Below are 15,900 nucleotides of genomic sequence, written 5' to 3'. Positions count from 1 at the left end.
GGGCGGTAATGGTGTCAGAAAAGAACGAAACTCGCGTGAAACGTAAAGCATGGCTGAGCGTATTCCTCGGGTCTGCGCTGTTCTGGGTAGCGCTGGCGCTGCTGGTTTGGAAATTCTGGGGCTAGCTATGCTTACGTCTGAACGCGTCAAGCCGGCGACGCCTCCCGTTCCGGTAGAAAAAAAACCGCAAGATGACAAAAATAATAAGGTCAACGTTCCTGATGAATGGAAACTGACACGCGACCAAAAAGAATTTATCGATCTTTTCAATCAAGATGAGAATAAGAAACAGTAACCACATGGTTATTTATCACTTTCGTTTTACCTCCCTCATACGAAATAAATCCTTTCCCTGCTATTAATTCCAGTTGGTGGTTATCCTGAATAACCTATTGATCGCATTTATCAATCTGAGCCCTTTCCCGGCGTTATCCCCTGAATGTGTTATCTTTTATATAGACCAAGAGGAGTGTCAGAGTACTGCAATTCCCGCCATTTAAGGAGGAGCTATGTCGTTAACACTACGAGAGACCTGCAAGGAAACACTACAGGTCGATAATAAAACCTACCGTTACTACAGCCTACCGCTGGCTGCTAAGACCCTGGGTGACATCACCCGCCTGCCTAAATCACTCAAAGTTCTTCTGGAAAACCTGCTCCGCTGGCAGGACGGCGACTCTGTTACCGCTGAAGATATTCATGCGCTTGCCGGATGGCTTAAACAGGCCCATGCCGACCGTGAAATAGCCTATCGCCCAGCGCGTGTACTGATGCAGGACTTTACCGGCGTTCCGGCGGTCGTGGACTTGGCCGCCATGCGTGAAGCGGTAAAACGACTCGGCGGCGATACCCACAAAGTGAATCCGCTGTCTCCGGTCGATCTGGTGATTGACCACTCGGTAACGGTGGACCACTTTGGTGATGACGACGCGTTTGATGAAAACGTCCGTCTGGAAATGTCGCGCAACCATGAGCGCTATACCTTCTTACGCTGGGGCCAGCAGGCCTTTAGCCAGTTCCGCGTAGTGCCGCCGGGGACCGGGATCTGCCACCAGGTGAACCTTGAGTATCTGGGGAAAGCCGTGTGGAGTGAACAGCAGGGCGATGAGCTCGTTGCCTACCCAGACACGCTGGTGGGGACCGACTCCCATACCACCATGATTAACGGCCTGGGGGTTTTAGGCTGGGGCGTGGGTGGTATCGAAGCGGAAGCGGCGATGCTGGGCCAGCCGGTCTCGATGTTGATACCGGATGTGGTTGGCTTCAAACTGAGCGGCAAGCTCCGCGAAGGGATAACCGCAACTGACCTGGTGCTAACGGTCACGCAGATGCTGCGTAAGCTTGGCGTGGTCGGCAAATTTGTTGAATTCTACGGCGATGGCCTGGATTCTCTGCCGCTGGCCGACCGGGCAACGATTGCCAATATGGCGCCGGAATATGGCGCGACCTGCGGTTTCTTCCCAATAGATGACATTACGCTGTCTTACATGCGCCTTAGTGGGCGCAGCGATGAGCAGGTCGCGCTGGTCGAGGCCTATGCCAAAGCACAGGGCATGTGGCGGTCTAAAGGCGATGAGCCGGTGTTCAGTCAGACGCTGGCGCTGGATATGGGCGACGTTGAAGCAAGCCTTGCGGGCCCGAAACGCCCACAGGACCGCGTCGCACTGGCGCAGGTGCCACAGGCATTTAACGCTACGACCGAACTGGCGGTGAACGCTGGCGCTTCTGGTAAAACCGCTGTCGACTTTACCCTAAACGGTGAATCGTATTCCCTTCCGGAAGGGGCCGTTGTGATAGCGGCTATCACTTCCTGTACCAATACTTCAAACCCTAGCGTGTTGATGGCCGCGGGTCTGCTGGCGAAAAAAGCCGTCGCGTTGGGGTTACAGCCTAAACCGTGGGTCAAGGCGTCGCTGGCGCCCGGTTCGAAGGTGGTTTCCGACTATCTGGCGCACGCGGGCCTGACACCGTATCTCGACCAGCTTGGTTTTAACCTGGTTGGTTATGGCTGTACCACCTGTATCGGTAACTCAGGTCCATTGCCTGACCCTATCGAAAAGGCCATTAAACAGGGCGACCTGACGGTGGGGGCGGTGCTGTCCGGCAACCGTAACTTTGAAGGCCGTATTCATCCACTGGTGAAAACCAACTGGCTGGCTTCACCGCCGCTGGTCGTTGCTTACGCGCTGGCGGGGAACATGCGTGTCGATCTGACCCACGATCCGCTGGGGCACGACAGCAATGGGAACCCGGTCTACCTGAAAGATATCTGGCCGAGCAGCGTTGAGATAGCACAAGCCGTGCAGCAGGTGTCTACGGGGATGTTCCACAAAGAGTATGCGGAAGTCTTTGCCGGTACCCCGGAATGGAAGGCTATCGATGTACCTGCGACAGATACCTACGAGTGGCAGGATGATTCCACCTATATCCGACTCTCGCCGTTCTTTGACGAAATGGGCGTGACGCCCGATCCGGTGCAGGATATTCACGGGGCGCGTGTTCTCGCGATGCTGGGAGATTCCGTCACCACCGACCATATCTCTCCCGCAGGCAGCATCAAGGCGGACAGCCCGGCAGGTCGTTATCTACAGGAAAACGGCGTCGCCAGCCGTGACTTTAACTCCTATGGTTCCCGTCGTGGTAACCACCTGGTGATGATGCGCGGTACCTTCGCCAATATACGTATCCGTAATGAGATGGTGCCGGGCGTTGAAGGCGGCATGACGCGTCTGCTGCCCGGAGACGAGGTGATGTCGATATACGATGCAGCCATGGCTTATCAACAGCAGGGGACACCGCTGGCGGTCATTGCGGGTAAAGAGTACGGTTCGGGTTCGAGCCGCGACTGGGCGGCAAAAGGGCCGCGTTTGCTTGGCGTTCGCGTGGTGATTGCCGAATCGTTCGAACGTATTCACCGTTCAAACCTGATTGGTATGGGCATTCTGCCGCTGGAATTCCCGCAGGGAGAAGATCGTAAAACGTTGAAGCTGAGCGGTGAAGAGCGGATAGATATCGCCGGGCTGCAGCAGCTGAAACCCGGGGCGACCATCCCGGTGCTGATCACTCGACCAGACGGGCAGCAGCAGACGCTGGCGTGTCGCTGCCGTATTGATACGGCGACGGAGCTGACCTACTACCAGAACGATGGCATTCTGCACTATGTCATCCGTAATATGCTGAGCTAAAAAAAGGGGGCCGATGGTGGGCCCCAAAAGGACGATGGCAATAACAGCAATAGAAAACGCTGGCTTAGCATGTTGAACAGAAGCGAACCTCTCGCGCCTACCCGGCGTGAGAGGAATCATGCTTATTTAAAGGTGTAAACCACCCCCATACGCAGACGGAACTGGCGCTCTGTGGATGTTGATGAGCGGCCAATGTCGCCAAAGGTGACATACGGTTTCCACTCTTTTTTATCCCCGAGAGAATAGTCAAACTGCCATTCCTGCTCGTAATCGTAATGCTGGTTTCCCCAAAGCACCTCATCACCATGTTTATAGATGAATTTGTAGGTGGTAGAGAAACGGTCCAGGGTATAGCGTAAATAGAGGTCGCCACGGTTAACAGTACGATGTTTATTTGTGCTACAGGATTTATCACCATTATATCCGCAGTCTGGATCGTTGGCGTAATCGGTCATTTCAAAACGATACATCCCGCCGACGGCCCAATTTTCATTAAACGTGTACCAAGGAACAAAACCAAATTTCCATTCGGTTCGTTCACTGTTAAATTCGGGTTGAATGAGTGGCGCTATTTTGAAATTACCGAAGGTAAAAGATTTCGATAATGTCAGCTCGACGGCATTAATGACCGGATCGCTATACCACTTGTCCTGTGGGTCATCGCCACCCGTTTTGTATTTAGTCTCAATTGAAAAATTATAGTTGTCCGGCAGAGCCGCAGACATGTTCAGTTTATCGTAGTGAGTGCGGTCACGCGTCCGATACTCATGTCGGTAATCAAGGCTCAGCGAGCGGATGGGAGAGGTATATTCTTCAGCCAGTACAACGTTACTGGTTAATAAGACGCAACCTGCTATAAGGTATTTACCGGATAACATAACAATTCTTTCCTCGTTATTATTTGAATAATGCATTGCGTAATGTACTTGGTTCATTTCACCTAAGCTTGCTGATGAATTAATTGCCACTGTTGGCAAGCTTTCGCTAAATGAACGCTCGTAGTTAAACATCCGTCGCTGAGTTAAAACCTTTATAAAATCACCAACTGTTTTGTTTTTTTGTCGGGATAGCGAAGAAAGATATTTGTCGTGTTAAGAATGTGAGCATGGCTGAAATTATTCATGATAACGCTGCAACCTTTGTTATTGCGTCATCCGCTAACGGGCTTTGTCTTTATTTCAAAGGTTATTGTCGATACGTGTCGGCATGCTGTGAACTGCTCCTGTCAGCCTGGCCTGATGGGAGATTCCGCATCCTGGGATGCCTTTGAATCGACCAGACAAACTCCTGACATTGAGGACACTATGGCAAAGGGTGATGTCACTCCACTGACGTTTACATCTGAAATTGACTCCGTCACGCAGGTTCGCGTGGTACGGCTAACGCCGCGGGATCGTATCTTTCATCGCAACTACTTCTATCAGAAATGTTTTTTGCAACAGGGCAGACAACTGCTGATTGGCGGCGTGGATGATGGCAACTGGAACTACTGGCTGCTGGATTTGCAGCAGCATACGCTGCGTCAGCTGACGGAAGGTCCTGGTGACAATAGCTTTGACGGCTTCATCACGCAGGACGACAGCGCGCTGATCTTTATGCGGCATAACCGGCATATCGTCCGCGTTGAGCTGGACAGCCTGCGGGAAGAGGTTCTCTACGAGCTGCCTCCACAGTGGGTCAGCACCAGCGCCTGGGCACCGGACAGTACCGGCAGCAAGATGATTGGGATGTCGTTGTCGGCGGAAACCTGGATACCGCTGAATGACTGGAATGATTTCCAGCGTCAGTATCATATGAACCCGACAACGCGCTGTGAAGTGGTTGACCTCGCCACCGGGCGGACCGAGATTCTGTTTGAAGAGTCGCGCTGGCTGGGCCATCCCGGTTTTCGTCCGAACGACACCAACGCCATCATGTACTGCCATGAAGGGCCACATGACCTGATCCGCAACCGCATCTGGCTGTACGACCGCCAGACCAGCATTTCAACGCCGGTCAGCCAACCGGAAGCGGAAACCTTTACCCACGAATTCTGGGTGCCTGACGGTTCGCGCATCGTTTTCGTCTCGCTGCACAAAGAGACGCACCAACGGCATATTTGCCAAACGCTGGCCGGTAGCGTGCAAAGTGAGAAGGTGATGGAAATGCCCGCCTGCTCACATCTGATGAGTAACCATGACGGGTCCCTGTTGGTTGGCGACGGCTGCGGTACACCGGTTGATTTAACCGATGAGGGCGGCTACACGGCGTTAACCGACCCGTGGCTTTACCTGTTTGCGCCAGACCACAAGCAGACGCGCAAAATTACCCGCCACGACACCTCCTGGCGCGTTATCGATGGCCAGTGTCAGGCAAGCCATCCACACCCCTCTTTTAGCCCGGATCTCAGCCATGTGCTTTATACCTCTGACCGTGATGGCTTGCCTGCTGTCTATCTGGCGGAGATTGCCCCTTTACTGAAAGGAAGCTCGAAATGAAAAAGATTGCCTTCTCGTTAATGCTCGCCTGTAGCGGCATGCTGTGCGCGGCACCGACGTTTGCGGATGACAGCGATACGGTGACGCTGCGCGTAGCCTGGTGGGGGGCTAATTCCCGCCACCAGAACACCCTGAAAACCATCCGCGCCTTCGAACAGGCGCACCCGAATATCAAGGTGAAAGCGGAGTACACCGGCTGGGATGGCTTTGTATCGCGCCTGTCAACGCAGATAGCCGGGAAGAACGAACCTGATGTGATGCAACTCGACTGGAGCTGGATTCAGGTGTTCTCACGTTCGGGCAACGGCTTTTACGACCTTAACCAGCTCAGCAAAGAGGTGGGGCTCGACAACTACGCGGGCAAGCTCGGCACCGTTACCGTCAATGGCAAAGTGCAGGGGCTGCCGGTGTCGCTGGTGGCACCCATTCTCTACTACAACACTGAAACCTGGAAGAAAGCCGGTCTGGCCTACCCAAAAACCTGGGATGAACTTTTTGCCGCCGGTCACGTGTTTAAAGAGAAGCTCGGCGATAACTACTATCCGGCGATCGTCACCACCTCGATGGAGCTTATCAACTCGTGGATGGTTCAGAAATACAACCAGCCGATGCTCAATGAGAAAGGACAGTTCACCTATAGCGAAGCGCAATGGCTGGAGTTTGTGCAGCTCTACCAGAAGCTGGTTGCCGAGCACGTCCTGCCAAGCCAGAAGTACATCCAATCTTTCGGCAAAGCCCAGCCGTTTGAAATGAAACCGTGGATCAACGGCGAATTTGGCGGCTCAAACCTGATGAGCTCGGCGGTCGCCAAATATGAAGACACCCTAGCGCCGCCGGCGAAGCTGGAAGTGGGGCCTTATCCGCTGCTGCCGGGCGCCAAAGATGCGGGGCTGTTTATCAAGCCCTCGATGATCTTTGCCATCAGCCGCAACACGCAGCACCCGAAAGAGGCGGCGATGCTGCTTGATTTCATGGTCAACCAGCCTGAAGGCGTGCAGTTGATGGGGCTGGAGCGTGGCTTCCCGGTCAGCAAAGCGGCGGCGGAATTTGTGCTGAAAACCAATATGGCGCAGCCGAATGACCCGGTAATAACGGGCCTGAAGCTGGTCGAAAGTATGCCGTCGGACAACGTCTACGTCTCACCGTACTTTAAAAACCCGGAGATCGAACAGTACTGGCTGGATCTCACCCAGCGGATTGACTACGGCAAAATCAGCGCACAAGACGCGGCAAAAGAATTTGAACGCACCGCAAAACGCGCGCTGCGCAAACATGCACCAACGAAGTAAGGGGAGTTCATGGAGAGGAAGCAACTGCAGTTTAGCGCTGATGAAACGGTGCTGATGACCGAAAAGCTGATCGATGCGCTGGTGAACATTCGCGACGAGAACGGCGCGTTCCTGATGACGCTGGCAGATGGACGTGTGGTCGACACCAAAGGCTGGGGCGGCTGGGAGTGGACTCACGGTGTAGGCCTGTACGGGCTCTGGCAGTACTGGCAGCAAACTCGCGACCCGCGCTGGCTGGCGATTATTGAGCAGTGGTTTACGGATCGTTTCCGTGAAGGTACGCCAACCAAAAATGTTAACACCATGGCCCCGATGCTGACGCTGGCCTCGGTGTATGAAGAGAATGGCTACACGCCATGGAAGCGCTATATCGAATGCTGGGCCAATTGGGTGATGTACGACATGCCGCGTACTGAGCTTGGCGGGCTGCAGCATATGACGTTCAACTATGCCCACCACCAACAGTTGTGGGACGACACGCTGATGATGAGCGTCATGCCGCTGGCGAAGGCGGGCCTGGTGCTGAACCGCCCGGAATGGGTTGATGAAGCGAAACGGCAGTTCCTGCTGCACTCGCAGTATCTATGCGATGCGCCAACCGGGCTGTGGTATCACGGCTGGAATTTTGAAGGTAAGCATCATTACGCCAAAGCGCTATGGGGACGTGGCAATAGCTGGGTAACGGTGGCCATCCCTGACTTTATTGAGATGCTCGATTTGCCGCAGGGTGACCCGGTGCGTGAGTTCCTGCTAGGGCAGCTCTCCCGGCAGGTTGCAGCGCTGGCGGAACGTCAGGATAAAGCGAGCGGGCTCTGGCACACGCTGCTGGATGACCCTACCTCTTACCTGGAATCGTCCGCTTCGGCGGGTTTTGCCTACGGCATTCTGAAGGCGGTGCGCAAGCGCTATATCGATAAAGGTTTCCTGGCGACCGGGGTCGCGGCGGCGGAAGGCGTCATGCGTCAGATTACGCCGCAGGGCGAGCTGGCGAACGTCTCTTTCGGCACCGGAATGGGCAAGGATCTCGACTACTATCGTAATATTGAACGCACCTCCATGCCGTATGGACAGGCGATGGCGATGCTGGCGCTGATCGAGTATCAGAATCTGTTTATCTGAGCCGCAACGGCTCTCCGCTTCAGGACTGGAGGGCCGTACGGTGATTTATCAGCGGGAACAGTCCGTACTTGCGCACCGTGCGCGGCGGCATGCCGAAAAAGAGTTTGAAACGATGGGAGAAGTAGTTGCTGTCGTTAAAACCGCACAGATAGGCGATATCGGTGATGGACTGCTCAGATGTGACCAGCAGGTTCATGGCATGACATAAGCGGACGTGAGTAATGTAATCATTCGGCGTGAGCGCGGTAATTGATTGTACTTTACGTTCCAGCATGCGCTTTTGGATATTAAATTTTTGTGCCAGGTAATCAATGCTTAATTGATCATTTGCATAATTGTGATGCAAGTAATTCAGCAAATAGATAATTGAGTCTTCTTTGGCACAATCGTTAGCTGTCTGGCTAACATGACCTCGCTGTAAAAATATGGCGAGTTGAGTAAATAATGTTTCCAGCATGACAGAGCGCCAGGCGAGATCTTTAGTTAATTCTTCATTTAAGAGGTTGGTATAAAATGCACTATGTACGATGGTTTTATGGGTGGCCATAAATTGTTTTTTTGGCGCGAAGTCAGCTAGCAGCTTCAGCAGCGTTTCTGTGAGAAAATCCGGGTGAATGAGAATATTGAGAAGCGACAATTTTTCGACTTTCTCAAAATAATGCTCTTCGTTCGGCGATACGATAAATATAGAGCCGCAGCTGATAGGCCACGAGATCCCGTCAATGACGTGCATCCCGCTCCCGGAAGAGACGCAGACCATTTCGTAAAAGTCATGGGCGTGCAGCGGGCAGATATCCTGGTCAGCGATGTGCTTAATCATCAGTGACGCATTCTCAGGGAAATAGGTGGCGTGACGACGCAATGCCATAGCAAAAGCCTTCAGAAGAGAGATTATTTACCGACTATAGGTTTTAATCTTTAAAAAATGAAATGTTTTTTCATTATTCTGCTGGAGTTCACAGCTAAAATTAATCAAATAATATTAAATGTGATAAAGATCACTGTGCGAACCGTTAACGCGGCATCATTGCTCAAGATATCTTTATTATATTAGAGGAATCTATGAACGAAAATAAGTTATTAGGACTGGCATGGATCTCGCCGTACATAATAGGGCTAGTGGTCTTTACCGCATTTCCCTTTATTTCGTCGTTTTTATTGAGTTTTACTCAGTATGATTTAATGAGCCCGCCGGAATTTAACGGTATTGAAAACTATCGCTACATGCTGACGGAGGATCCGCTATTCTGGAAATCGATGGCGGTCACCTTCGTCTATGTTTTCCTCACTATTCCCGTCAAGCTGGCATTCGCGCTGGGCATTGCCTTCGTGCTGAACTTCAAACTGCGGGGCATCGGCTTCTTTCGTACCGCGTACTACATCCCGTCTATTCTCGGCAGTTCGGTGGCGATTGCGGTGCTGTGGCGCGCATTGTTCGCCATCGATGGCCTGTTCAACAGTATGCTCGGGGTGATTGGCGTTGACCCAATCAACTGGCTGGGTGAACCCTCACTGGCGCTGATTTCCGTTACGCTGCTGCGCGTCTGGCAGTTTGGTTCGGCGATGGTCATCTTCCTGGCCGCGCTGCAAAACGTTCCACAGTCGCAGTATGAAGCGGCGATGATTGATGGTGCGTCGAAATGGCAGATGTTCCTTAAGGTAACGGTGCCGCTGATTACGCCGGTTATCTTCTTTAACTTCATTATGCAGACCAGCGGCACTTTCCAGGAATTTACCGGCCCGTATGTCATTACCGGCGGGGGACCGACCTACTACACCTACCTGTTCTCACTCTACATCTACGATACCGCCTTTAAATATTTTGATATGGGCTACGGTGCCGCGCTGGCGTGGGTCCTGTTCCTGGTGGTGGCTGCCTTTGCGGCCGTTGCCTTCAAATCGTCGAAATACTGGGTCTTCTACTCCGCCGATAAGGGAGGCAAAAATGGCTGATCTGCACACCATGTCTGCGACTGAGCAGGAGGCTGCACGCGAAGTAGCTCGTACGCTACGTCGTGAAAAAGTCAGTCGATCGCTGCGATATACCATTCTGCTGGTGGTCGGGTTGATGATGCTTTACCCGCTGGCGTGGATGTTCTCGGCGTCGTTTAAACCGAACCACGAAATCTTCACTACCCTCAATCTCTGGCCGGTACATGCCACCTGGGATGGGTTTATCAACGGCTGGAAAACCGGAACGGAATACGACTTCGGCCATTACATGATTAACACCTTCAAATATGTCATTCCGAAGGTGATTCTGACCATCGTCTCCTCGACCATCGTGGCCTACGGCTTTGCTCGCTTCGAGATCCCGTGGAAGAAATTCTGGTTTGCCACGTTAATCGCCACCATGCTGCTGCCGAGTACCGTACTGCTGATACCTCAGTACCTGATGTTCCGAGAAATGGGCATGCTCAACAGCTACCTACCGCTGTATCTGCCGACGGCGTTTGCTACTCAGGGTTTCTTCGTCTTTATGCTGATTCAGTTCCTGCGCGGCGTACCGCGTGACATGGAAGAAGCGGCGCAGATTGACGGCTGCAACTCCTGGCAGGTGCTGTGGTACGTGGTGGTGCCAATTCTGAAACCGGCTATTATCTCGGTCGCACTGTTCCAGTTTATGTGGTCGATGAACGACTTTATCGGCCCGCTGATTTACGTCTACAGCGTGGATAAATATCCGATTGCCCTGGCGCTTAAAATGTCCATCGACGTGACCGAGGGCGCGCCGTGGAACGAAATTCTGGCAATGGCGAGCATCTCCATCCTGCCATCCATCATTGTCTTCTTCCTGGCGCAGCGTTACTTCGTCCAGGGTGTCTCCAGCAGCGGAATTAAAGGTTAAGAGGGAACTATCATGGCTGAAGTGATTTTTAAGAAACTGGAAAAGGTCTACTCCAACGGCTTCAAAGCGGTACATGGTATCGATCTTAACATTGCGGAAGGGGAGTTTATGGTGATTGTCGGCCCGTCTGGTTGCGCCAAGTCCACCACGTTGCGTATGCTGGCTGGCCTCGAAACCATCAGCGGCGGTGAAATCCGTATCGGCGAGAAAATTGTTAACAACCTCGCGCCAAAAGAGCGTGGAATTGCGATGGTGTTCCAGAACTATGCGCTGTACCCGCACATGACCGTGCGTGAAAACCTGGCGTTTGGCTTGAAGCTGAGCAAGCTGCCAAAAGCGCAGATTGACGCCCAAGTGAACGAAGCCGCGAAAATCCTCGAGCTGGAAGACCTGCTGGAACGTCTGCCGCGTCAGCTTTCCGGCGGGCAGGCACAGCGTGTGGCGGTAGGCCGCGCGATTGTGAAAAAGCCGGACGTGTTCCTGTTCGATGAACCGCTGTCTAACCTCGATGCCAAGCTGCGCGCCTCAATGCGTATTCGTATTTCCGATCTGCATAAATCGCTCAAACGCTCCGGTAAACCGGCGACCACCGTTTACGTCACCCACGACCAGACCGAAGCGATGACCATGGGCGACCGTATCTGCGTGATGAAACTGGGTCACATCATGCAGGTCGATACGCCGGACAACCTTTACCATTATCCGCAAAACATGTTCGTGGCCGGGTTTATCGGCGCGCCGGAGATGAACATCAAACCGGCAAGCCTCGTGCGTAAAGACGATGGGCTGCACATCACCGTTGGTCACGACACGTTACCGCTTAACGCGCAGCAGCAGGAGAAGGTGGCGCATTACGTTGAGAAAGCGGTCTGTTTCGGTATTCGGCCTGAGTACGTTCATGTCTCCACGCAGCCTTTCGCGGAAGGTGGTGGTCGGGGCACGCTTATCCGCGTTGAGAATATGGGCCACGAGTTCTTTCTCTACATGCAGGTGGGGGATTTTGAATTGACGGCGCGTATGCCTTCCGATCAGGTGAAACCCATTCTGGAGGCCGGGCTGAATAGCCAGGTGTGGTTCCGTTTTGAGATGGCGAAATGCCATATTTTTGATGCCGAGAGCGAGCTGAATATTTCACTTTAACAGCACAAGGGAGGGGGGATCCCAACCGTACGGAAATGTACGCTAAGCACGTAACCTTATGATTTTAAACTTATAGATTTTGCATTATTGGTTTGATGACCTGGTACGCTCTTATTGCAAGTAAGCGTGTTCGTGAATAGCGGCGAGTATTGCAGGCAGTCTGCTAAGTGGTTTTTATTTTCAGCAGATCTGCCTGCCAATTCGATTTACCTCTGCTGCTGGTTGTAACCAACCGGGCGGCTCCAGTCATCGTCGTACTTGATATTCCCTTCGATATAAAACCACTCAATGCCTGAGTAGGTGATGGCGATATTTTCCATCATGCCTGGAGTGTGGGAACCCGGCATATAAGCATGAGCAGCATTGACGGACATGATTACGATGCTGTTAAGCGTAATTCGGTAAATCTCGTATTCGACACCCGCCTCGTTGATGTCGTAATAGTGGATTACTGCCTTTTGCAGCCGCTTACTTTGGCAGACTGCAACCGCAAAATATGGCGAGGTCTTATCAATCTCTTTGTGCAGGGTAAAAGCGTTGTGTTCGCGCGAACCCATCAGCTTACCAGTGTTGCGGCATGTGTTTTGGTTCACACCGTAACTGCTGTTCATGATTTCAATTGCACCCTCACGGCCCAGCGCCATGCAACTGCCTTTGATCAGCTGTCCATTTTCATCATAAATATACATATAAGCTGGTAATGACATTTATAGATCTCCTTCTTTTGTGCTTAATATTTGCCCGTTTCTGTCGATGAAAAAGTTGTAACGGTAATTCGTTCCGTTCAACGTGTATGAAGCCGCATAGATATAGCCCGGCGTTATCGGTATTTTTAAGCACGTTTCAGGGTAGGAGAGAGCCACATGAGAATTTTCCGCTAATGTCTTGTATTCATTCCCCTGTTCAGAATAAACGCCGTATCGGCTCAGAACGTCCGATTTATTAACAGAGAAGCAAAGCGAATTATTTATAATGGGGAAACTACGCCATGGGGGAACGCTATCGCCAGCACCACACCCAGCCAGCGCAAAAAGGGCAGGAATGAGAAAGTAGTGTTTCAATGCGGGAACCTCCCTAACACTTTCTCATAGCGAGATATGAGGCTAAGGACAGGCTCAGAGGGATCGTAATCCTTGAGGCGATACAAATCAGGGCGGTTGACGAATCCATACGTTTTAAGTAGCCAATAATCAGCCACCATTGCAGCCTGCTGCTCTAAGCCGTAATCCAGGAGTATGGCCTTATCCAACGTGTAATAGTAATCAACAGCCCAAGAGAACAAGCCCCGCATCCTTACCATCATCCCGCGCTGATGCTGCCAGACGTGCATCATTTCATGTAAAAAAAGATGCTGCCCTCCAACGCGATCGTTATTAACATGCGGCTGTGAAAAGTCAGGCTCATAAGAACCTTCCTGAAAGTACAATTCGCCGTTGGGTGTCATGGCGTAGTTGTCCTTTTGGAGGTTGAAAGGTAGATAGCTGCTGCGGTGGATCCAGACTGCGTTATAGCGGATGGTGAAAGCGTAGAGGATACGGGCCAAGTTAATCTCACCAAGCGTTAACAGCCGTAACCCTCCCCGGTCTATATCGTTCATTTCCCTTATCATTGGAGAGCTCATCCATTAGTAAAAACACCTTAATACGCCTTAAGGTAAATTTTTTCCTGTTAAAAAATGCGTAAAATATCCGAAATTGTCACAAACTGCGGCTACGCCGCTTGATGTCAGTTTGGATATCGAAAATGATTGTACATAAAGGTTTTTTTTGTACTACCAGGCTGCGATAAGGGAGATTGGCCACGTAGACAGGCAGCTTTGAGCTATGAGTTCAAGGAAGGAAGAGGTCGCCGTTTAGTGATTAAACGGCGACAAACGCGTTATTTACTGAGCAAATGCCCCATCTTGGCCGCTTTGGTATCGAGATAGTGGGCATTTTTGGGGTTACGGCCCACGATCAGCGGTACGCGCTCAACGATGTTGATGCCTGCTTCGGTCAGGATTTCGACTTTTTTCGGGTTGTTGGTCAGCAGACGCACGGCGTCTACGCCCAGCAGCTTGAACATATCGGCGCAGAGGGTAAAGTCACGTTCGTCAGCGGCAAAACCAAGCTGGTGGTTGGCCTCAACGGTGTCATAGCCTTGATCCTGCAGCGCGTAGGCGCGAATCTTATTTAGCAGACCGATGTTACGGCCTTCCTGGCGATGGTACAGCAGGATCCCACGACCTTCTTCTGCAATGTGAGACAGCGCGGCCTCTAGCTGAAAACCACAGTCGCAGCGGAGGCTGAAAAGGGCATCCCCCGTCAGGCATTCAGAGTGAACCCGCGACAGCACCGGCGTTTGCCCCGTAATATCACCAAAAACCAGTGCGACATGATCGTGCCCGGTTGCCAGTTCTTCAAAGCCCACCATCAGGAAATCGCCCCATGGGGTTGGCAGTTTGGCTTCTGCCACACGTTTTAGCTGCATGTGATTCTCCAGATTATGTCAGCGCCATCAGCGCCTTCTGTTTTCCTTATTTTGCCACAACGTGCTTTACTTCACCTAATCATGCGCGGATGACCGTTCGTAAAGCGCACAATTTTGACACTTTATTCTTTAGCGGGACGATGACATTGATGGAAAAAGGAAGAGAGATGCAGGCCATGGCAGGACGAACCACGCTCGCCGCCGTAATATTGCTGCTGATGCCGCTGGCCGTTTGGTTTTCTGGCTGGCAATGGTTGCCTGAACCCAGCGGCTGGGGGCTACATGCGCTCTATGCCATTACGGAAACCGTGACTCAGCCCTGGGGGATCATCACGCACCTGCTGCTGTGCGCAATGGTTATCGGGGTGTTGCGGCCAGGGCGGCGCAATGCGATTATCCTGTTTGCCGTTCTGAGTGCGACCGTGGTGCTGGGGCAGGGGGCAAAATCGCTGGTTAAAGAGCGGGTTCAGGAACCGCGTCCTTTCGTTATCTGGCTTGAAAAAACACAGCAAATTCCCGTTGAGCAGTTCTACACTTTAAAGCGTAAAGAGCGGTCGGCGTTGGTGAAAGAACAGCTGGCGCAACAAAATGATATTCCCGGTTTTTTACGCCATCACTGGCAAAAAGAGACCGGATTTGCGTTTCCCTCCGGCCACACCATGTTTGCAGCGACCTGGGCACTGCTGATTGCTGGCCTGCTGTGGCCGCGACGTCGTATTGTGATTGTGGCCGTCGCGATGGTCTGGGCAATCAGCGTCATGGGTAGCCGTCTGCTGCTTGGGATGCACTGGCCGTTGGATCTCATGGTGGCGACGATAATGTCCTGGCTTCTGGCGACGATCGCCTGTTGGCTAGTGGAATATCTGTGTGGGCCGCTGAAAAAAGCAGCGTAAACGTGGGCGCGGCGAAGAGAATAACGGGAAAGGGTTGATTTTCATCGGTGTTAACCACAGATCTAAGGCTTGCTGTGCGCTTTTCCATTTCGTCGTCGCGGTGAAGATGTTATTTTATAAGGCTGGGTGCGGTGTAGACACTGCCGAAGCCACATAACGGGAAGTCATGTGAAATACCTACTCATTTTCTTATTGGTGTTAGCGATTTTCGTCATCTCGGTGACGCTGGGCGCACAAAATGACCAACAGGTCACCTTTAACTATCTGCTCGCGCAGGGTGAGTTCCGAATCTCAACGCTGCTGGCGGTGCTGTTTGCCGTAGGTTTTGCCATCGGCTGGCTGGTCTGCGGCCTGTTCTGGCTGCGCGTGCGCGTATCGCTGATGCGCGCTGAACGTAAAATTAAAAGACTCGAACATCAAATGACGCCAGATACGGTGGCTCCGGTTGCGCCGGCCGTCCCGGCGACGAAGGAATAATTA

The 15,900-nt window shown here is 52.3% G+C and carries 17 protein-coding genes; 11 read left to right on the top strand and 6 right to left on the bottom strand.

Going from position 1 to position 15,900, the window contains the following annotated elements:
- The first annotated feature begins 8 nt into the window (after window positions 1-8).
- From ACH1XZ_RS06895 to acnA, 3 genes are all read left to right on the top strand, one after another.
- A complete protein-coding gene (locus tag ACH1XZ_RS06895; protein ID WP_072011363.1) occupies window positions 9-125 on the top strand; it encodes a YmiA family putative membrane protein in 117 nt (38 codons plus the stop codon).
- Window positions 126-127: 2 nt separating this feature from the next.
- A complete protein-coding gene (locus tag ACH1XZ_RS06890) occupies window positions 128-295 on the top strand; it encodes a hypothetical protein (RefSeq protein ID WP_395594926.1) in 168 nt (55 codons plus the stop codon).
- A 214-nt stretch (window positions 296-509) separates the two neighbouring features.
- A complete protein-coding gene (acnA, locus tag ACH1XZ_RS06885; protein WP_395594925.1) occupies window positions 510-3,185 on the top strand; it encodes an aconitate hydratase AcnA in 2,676 nt (891 codons plus the stop codon).
- Between the two features lie 122 nt (window positions 3,186-3,307).
- Here acnA and ACH1XZ_RS06880 read toward each other — a convergent pair whose 3' ends face one another.
- Complete coding sequence (locus tag ACH1XZ_RS06880) at window positions 3,308-4,195, bottom strand: oligogalacturonate-specific porin KdgM family protein (protein ID WP_395594924.1); 888 nt, start codon at window positions 4,193-4,195, stop codon at window positions 3,308-3,310.
- A 294-nt stretch (window positions 4,196-4,489) separates the two neighbouring features.
- On the opposite strand from ACH1XZ_RS06880, the gene ACH1XZ_RS06875 reads away from it, so the two are divergent.
- The 3 genes from ACH1XZ_RS06875 to bglB are packed head-to-tail and all read left to right on the top strand — an operon-like array spanning window position 4,490 to window position 8,070.
- Window positions 4,490-5,662 carry an oligogalacturonate lyase family protein gene (locus ACH1XZ_RS06875; protein WP_395594923.1) on the top strand — a complete coding sequence of 391 codons (1,173 nt, stop codon included), beginning with the start codon at window positions 4,490-4,492 and terminating at the stop codon, window positions 5,660-5,662.
- Window positions 5,659-6,951 carry an ABC transporter substrate-binding protein gene (locus tag ACH1XZ_RS06870; RefSeq protein WP_395594922.1) on the top strand — a complete coding sequence of 431 codons (1,293 nt, stop codon included), beginning with the start codon at window positions 5,659-5,661 and terminating at the stop codon, window positions 6,949-6,951. Before ACH1XZ_RS06875 ends, ACH1XZ_RS06870 begins: the two co-directional genes overlap by 4 nt.
- A gap of 9 nt (window positions 6,952-6,960) precedes the next feature.
- Window positions 6,961-8,070, top strand: coding sequence for a beta-galactosidase BglB (gene bglB / locus ACH1XZ_RS06865; protein WP_395594921.1), 1,110 nt, complete (start codon window positions 6,961-6,963; stop codon window positions 8,068-8,070).
- A 19-nt stretch (window positions 8,071-8,089) separates the two neighbouring features.
- Here the strand turns inward: bglB and ACH1XZ_RS06860 are convergent, their stop codons facing one another.
- Window positions 8,090-8,938, bottom strand: a complete 849-nt coding sequence (locus ACH1XZ_RS06860) for a helix-turn-helix domain-containing protein (RefSeq protein WP_395594920.1) — start codon at window positions 8,936-8,938, stop codon at window positions 8,090-8,092.
- Window positions 8,939-9,132: 194 nt separating this feature from the next.
- Here ACH1XZ_RS06860 and ACH1XZ_RS06855 point away from each other — a divergent pair, with 194 nt between their 5' ends.
- From ACH1XZ_RS06855 to ACH1XZ_RS06845, 3 genes are read left to right on the top strand one after another with little or no spacing between them, the layout of a single operon-like run.
- Window positions 9,133-10,023 (top strand): carbohydrate ABC transporter permease, encoded by an 891-nt coding sequence (locus tag ACH1XZ_RS06855; RefSeq protein ID WP_248537170.1) that lies wholly within the window; start codon window positions 9,133-9,135, stop codon window positions 10,021-10,023.
- A complete protein-coding gene (locus tag ACH1XZ_RS06850) occupies window positions 10,016-10,918 on the top strand; it encodes a carbohydrate ABC transporter permease (RefSeq protein WP_395594919.1) in 903 nt (300 codons plus the stop codon). Before ACH1XZ_RS06855 ends, ACH1XZ_RS06850 begins: the two co-directional genes overlap by 8 nt.
- A 12-nt stretch (window positions 10,919-10,930) precedes the next feature.
- A complete protein-coding gene (locus ACH1XZ_RS06845; protein WP_395594918.1) occupies window positions 10,931-12,058 on the top strand; it encodes an ABC transporter ATP-binding protein in 1,128 nt (375 codons plus the stop codon).
- 206 nt (window positions 12,059-12,264) lie between these two features.
- Here ACH1XZ_RS06845 and ACH1XZ_RS06840 read toward each other — a convergent pair whose 3' ends face one another.
- The 4 genes from ACH1XZ_RS06840 to ribA form a co-directional block, all read right to left on the bottom strand.
- Window positions 12,265-12,765, bottom strand: coding sequence for an Hcp family type VI secretion system effector (locus tag ACH1XZ_RS06840; protein ID WP_395594917.1), 501 nt, complete (start codon window positions 12,763-12,765; stop codon window positions 12,265-12,267).
- Window positions 12,766-13,119: a putative T6SS immunity periplasmic lipoprotein gene (locus ACH1XZ_RS06835; RefSeq protein ID WP_395594916.1), complete on the bottom strand. Its 354-nt coding sequence runs from the start codon at window positions 13,117-13,119 to the stop codon at window positions 12,766-12,768.
- Window positions 13,116-13,667 (bottom strand): type IV secretion protein Rhs, encoded by a 552-nt coding sequence (locus ACH1XZ_RS06830; protein WP_395594915.1) that lies wholly within the window; start codon window positions 13,665-13,667, stop codon window positions 13,116-13,118. The genes ACH1XZ_RS06835 and ACH1XZ_RS06830 overlap by 4 nt, the downstream gene beginning before the upstream one ends.
- A gap of 269 nt (window positions 13,668-13,936) precedes the next feature.
- On the bottom strand, window positions 13,937-14,527 hold the full coding sequence (gene ribA, locus ACH1XZ_RS06825) for a GTP cyclohydrolase II (RefSeq protein ID WP_035896308.1): 591 nt from the start codon (window positions 14,525-14,527) through the stop codon (window positions 13,937-13,939).
- A gap of 167 nt (window positions 14,528-14,694) precedes the next feature.
- Between ribA and pgpB the strand changes: the two genes are divergently transcribed.
- Window positions 14,695-15,420, top strand: coding sequence for a phosphatidylglycerophosphatase B (gene pgpB / locus ACH1XZ_RS06820; RefSeq protein WP_395595564.1), 726 nt, complete (start codon window positions 14,695-14,697; stop codon window positions 15,418-15,420).
- A 168-nt stretch (window positions 15,421-15,588) separates the two neighbouring features.
- A complete protein-coding gene (locus ACH1XZ_RS06815; RefSeq protein ID WP_395594914.1) occupies window positions 15,589-15,897 on the top strand; it encodes a LapA family protein in 309 nt (102 codons plus the stop codon).
- Window positions 15,898-15,900 lie beyond the last annotated feature (3 nt).

The organism is Kluyvera chengduensis, from assembly GCF_044197065.1.
Classification (GTDB): domain Bacteria; phylum Pseudomonadota; class Gammaproteobacteria; order Enterobacterales; family Enterobacteriaceae; genus Kluyvera; species Kluyvera ascorbata_C.
Note: the sequence above shows the minus strand (reverse complement) of the source record. Positions and strands in the feature narration are given on the sequence as shown.

Bases quoted from the DNA above. Each gene is read 5' to 3' on its own strand.
- ACH1XZ_RS06840 (WP_395594917.1), bottom strand. From the start codon at position 12,765: ATGTCATTACCAGCTTATATGTATATTTATGATGAAAATGGACAGCTG.
- ACH1XZ_RS06895 (WP_072011363.1), top strand. From the start codon at position 9: ATGGTGTCAGAAAAGAACGAAACTCGCGTGAAACGTAAAGCATGGCTG.
- bglB (WP_395594921.1), top strand. From the start codon at position 6,961: ATGGAGAGGAAGCAACTGCAGTTTAGCGCTGATGAAACGGTGCTGATG.
- acnA (WP_395594925.1), top strand. From the start codon at position 510: ATGTCGTTAACACTACGAGAGACCTGCAAGGAAACACTACAGGTCGAT.
- ACH1XZ_RS06870 (WP_395594922.1), top strand. From the start codon at position 5,659: ATGAAAAAGATTGCCTTCTCGTTAATGCTCGCCTGTAGCGGCATGCTG.
- ACH1XZ_RS06855 (WP_248537170.1), top strand. From the start codon at position 9,133: ATGAACGAAAATAAGTTATTAGGACTGGCATGGATCTCGCCGTACATA.
- ACH1XZ_RS06860 (WP_395594920.1), bottom strand. From the start codon at position 8,938: ATGGCATTGCGTCGTCACGCCACCTATTTCCCTGAGAATGCGTCACTG.
- pgpB (WP_395595564.1), top strand. From the start codon at position 14,695: ATGCAGGCCATGGCAGGACGAACCACGCTCGCCGCCGTAATATTGCTG.
- ACH1XZ_RS06880 (WP_395594924.1), bottom strand. From the start codon at position 4,195: ATGTTTAACTACGAGCGTTCATTTAGCGAAAGCTTGCCAACAGTGGCA.
- ACH1XZ_RS06830 (WP_395594915.1), bottom strand. From the start codon at position 13,667: ATGATAAGGGAAATGAACGATATAGACCGGGGAGGGTTACGGCTGTTA.
- ACH1XZ_RS06850 (WP_395594919.1), top strand. From the start codon at position 10,016: ATGGCTGATCTGCACACCATGTCTGCGACTGAGCAGGAGGCTGCACGC.
- ribA (WP_035896308.1), bottom strand. From the start codon at position 14,527: ATGCAGCTAAAACGTGTGGCAGAAGCCAAACTGCCAACCCCATGGGGC.
- ACH1XZ_RS06890 (WP_395594926.1), top strand. From the start codon at position 128: ATGCTTACGTCTGAACGCGTCAAGCCGGCGACGCCTCCCGTTCCGGTA.
- ACH1XZ_RS06845 (WP_395594918.1), top strand. From the start codon at position 10,931: ATGGCTGAAGTGATTTTTAAGAAACTGGAAAAGGTCTACTCCAACGGC.
- ACH1XZ_RS06875 (WP_395594923.1), top strand. From the start codon at position 4,490: ATGGCAAAGGGTGATGTCACTCCACTGACGTTTACATCTGAAATTGAC.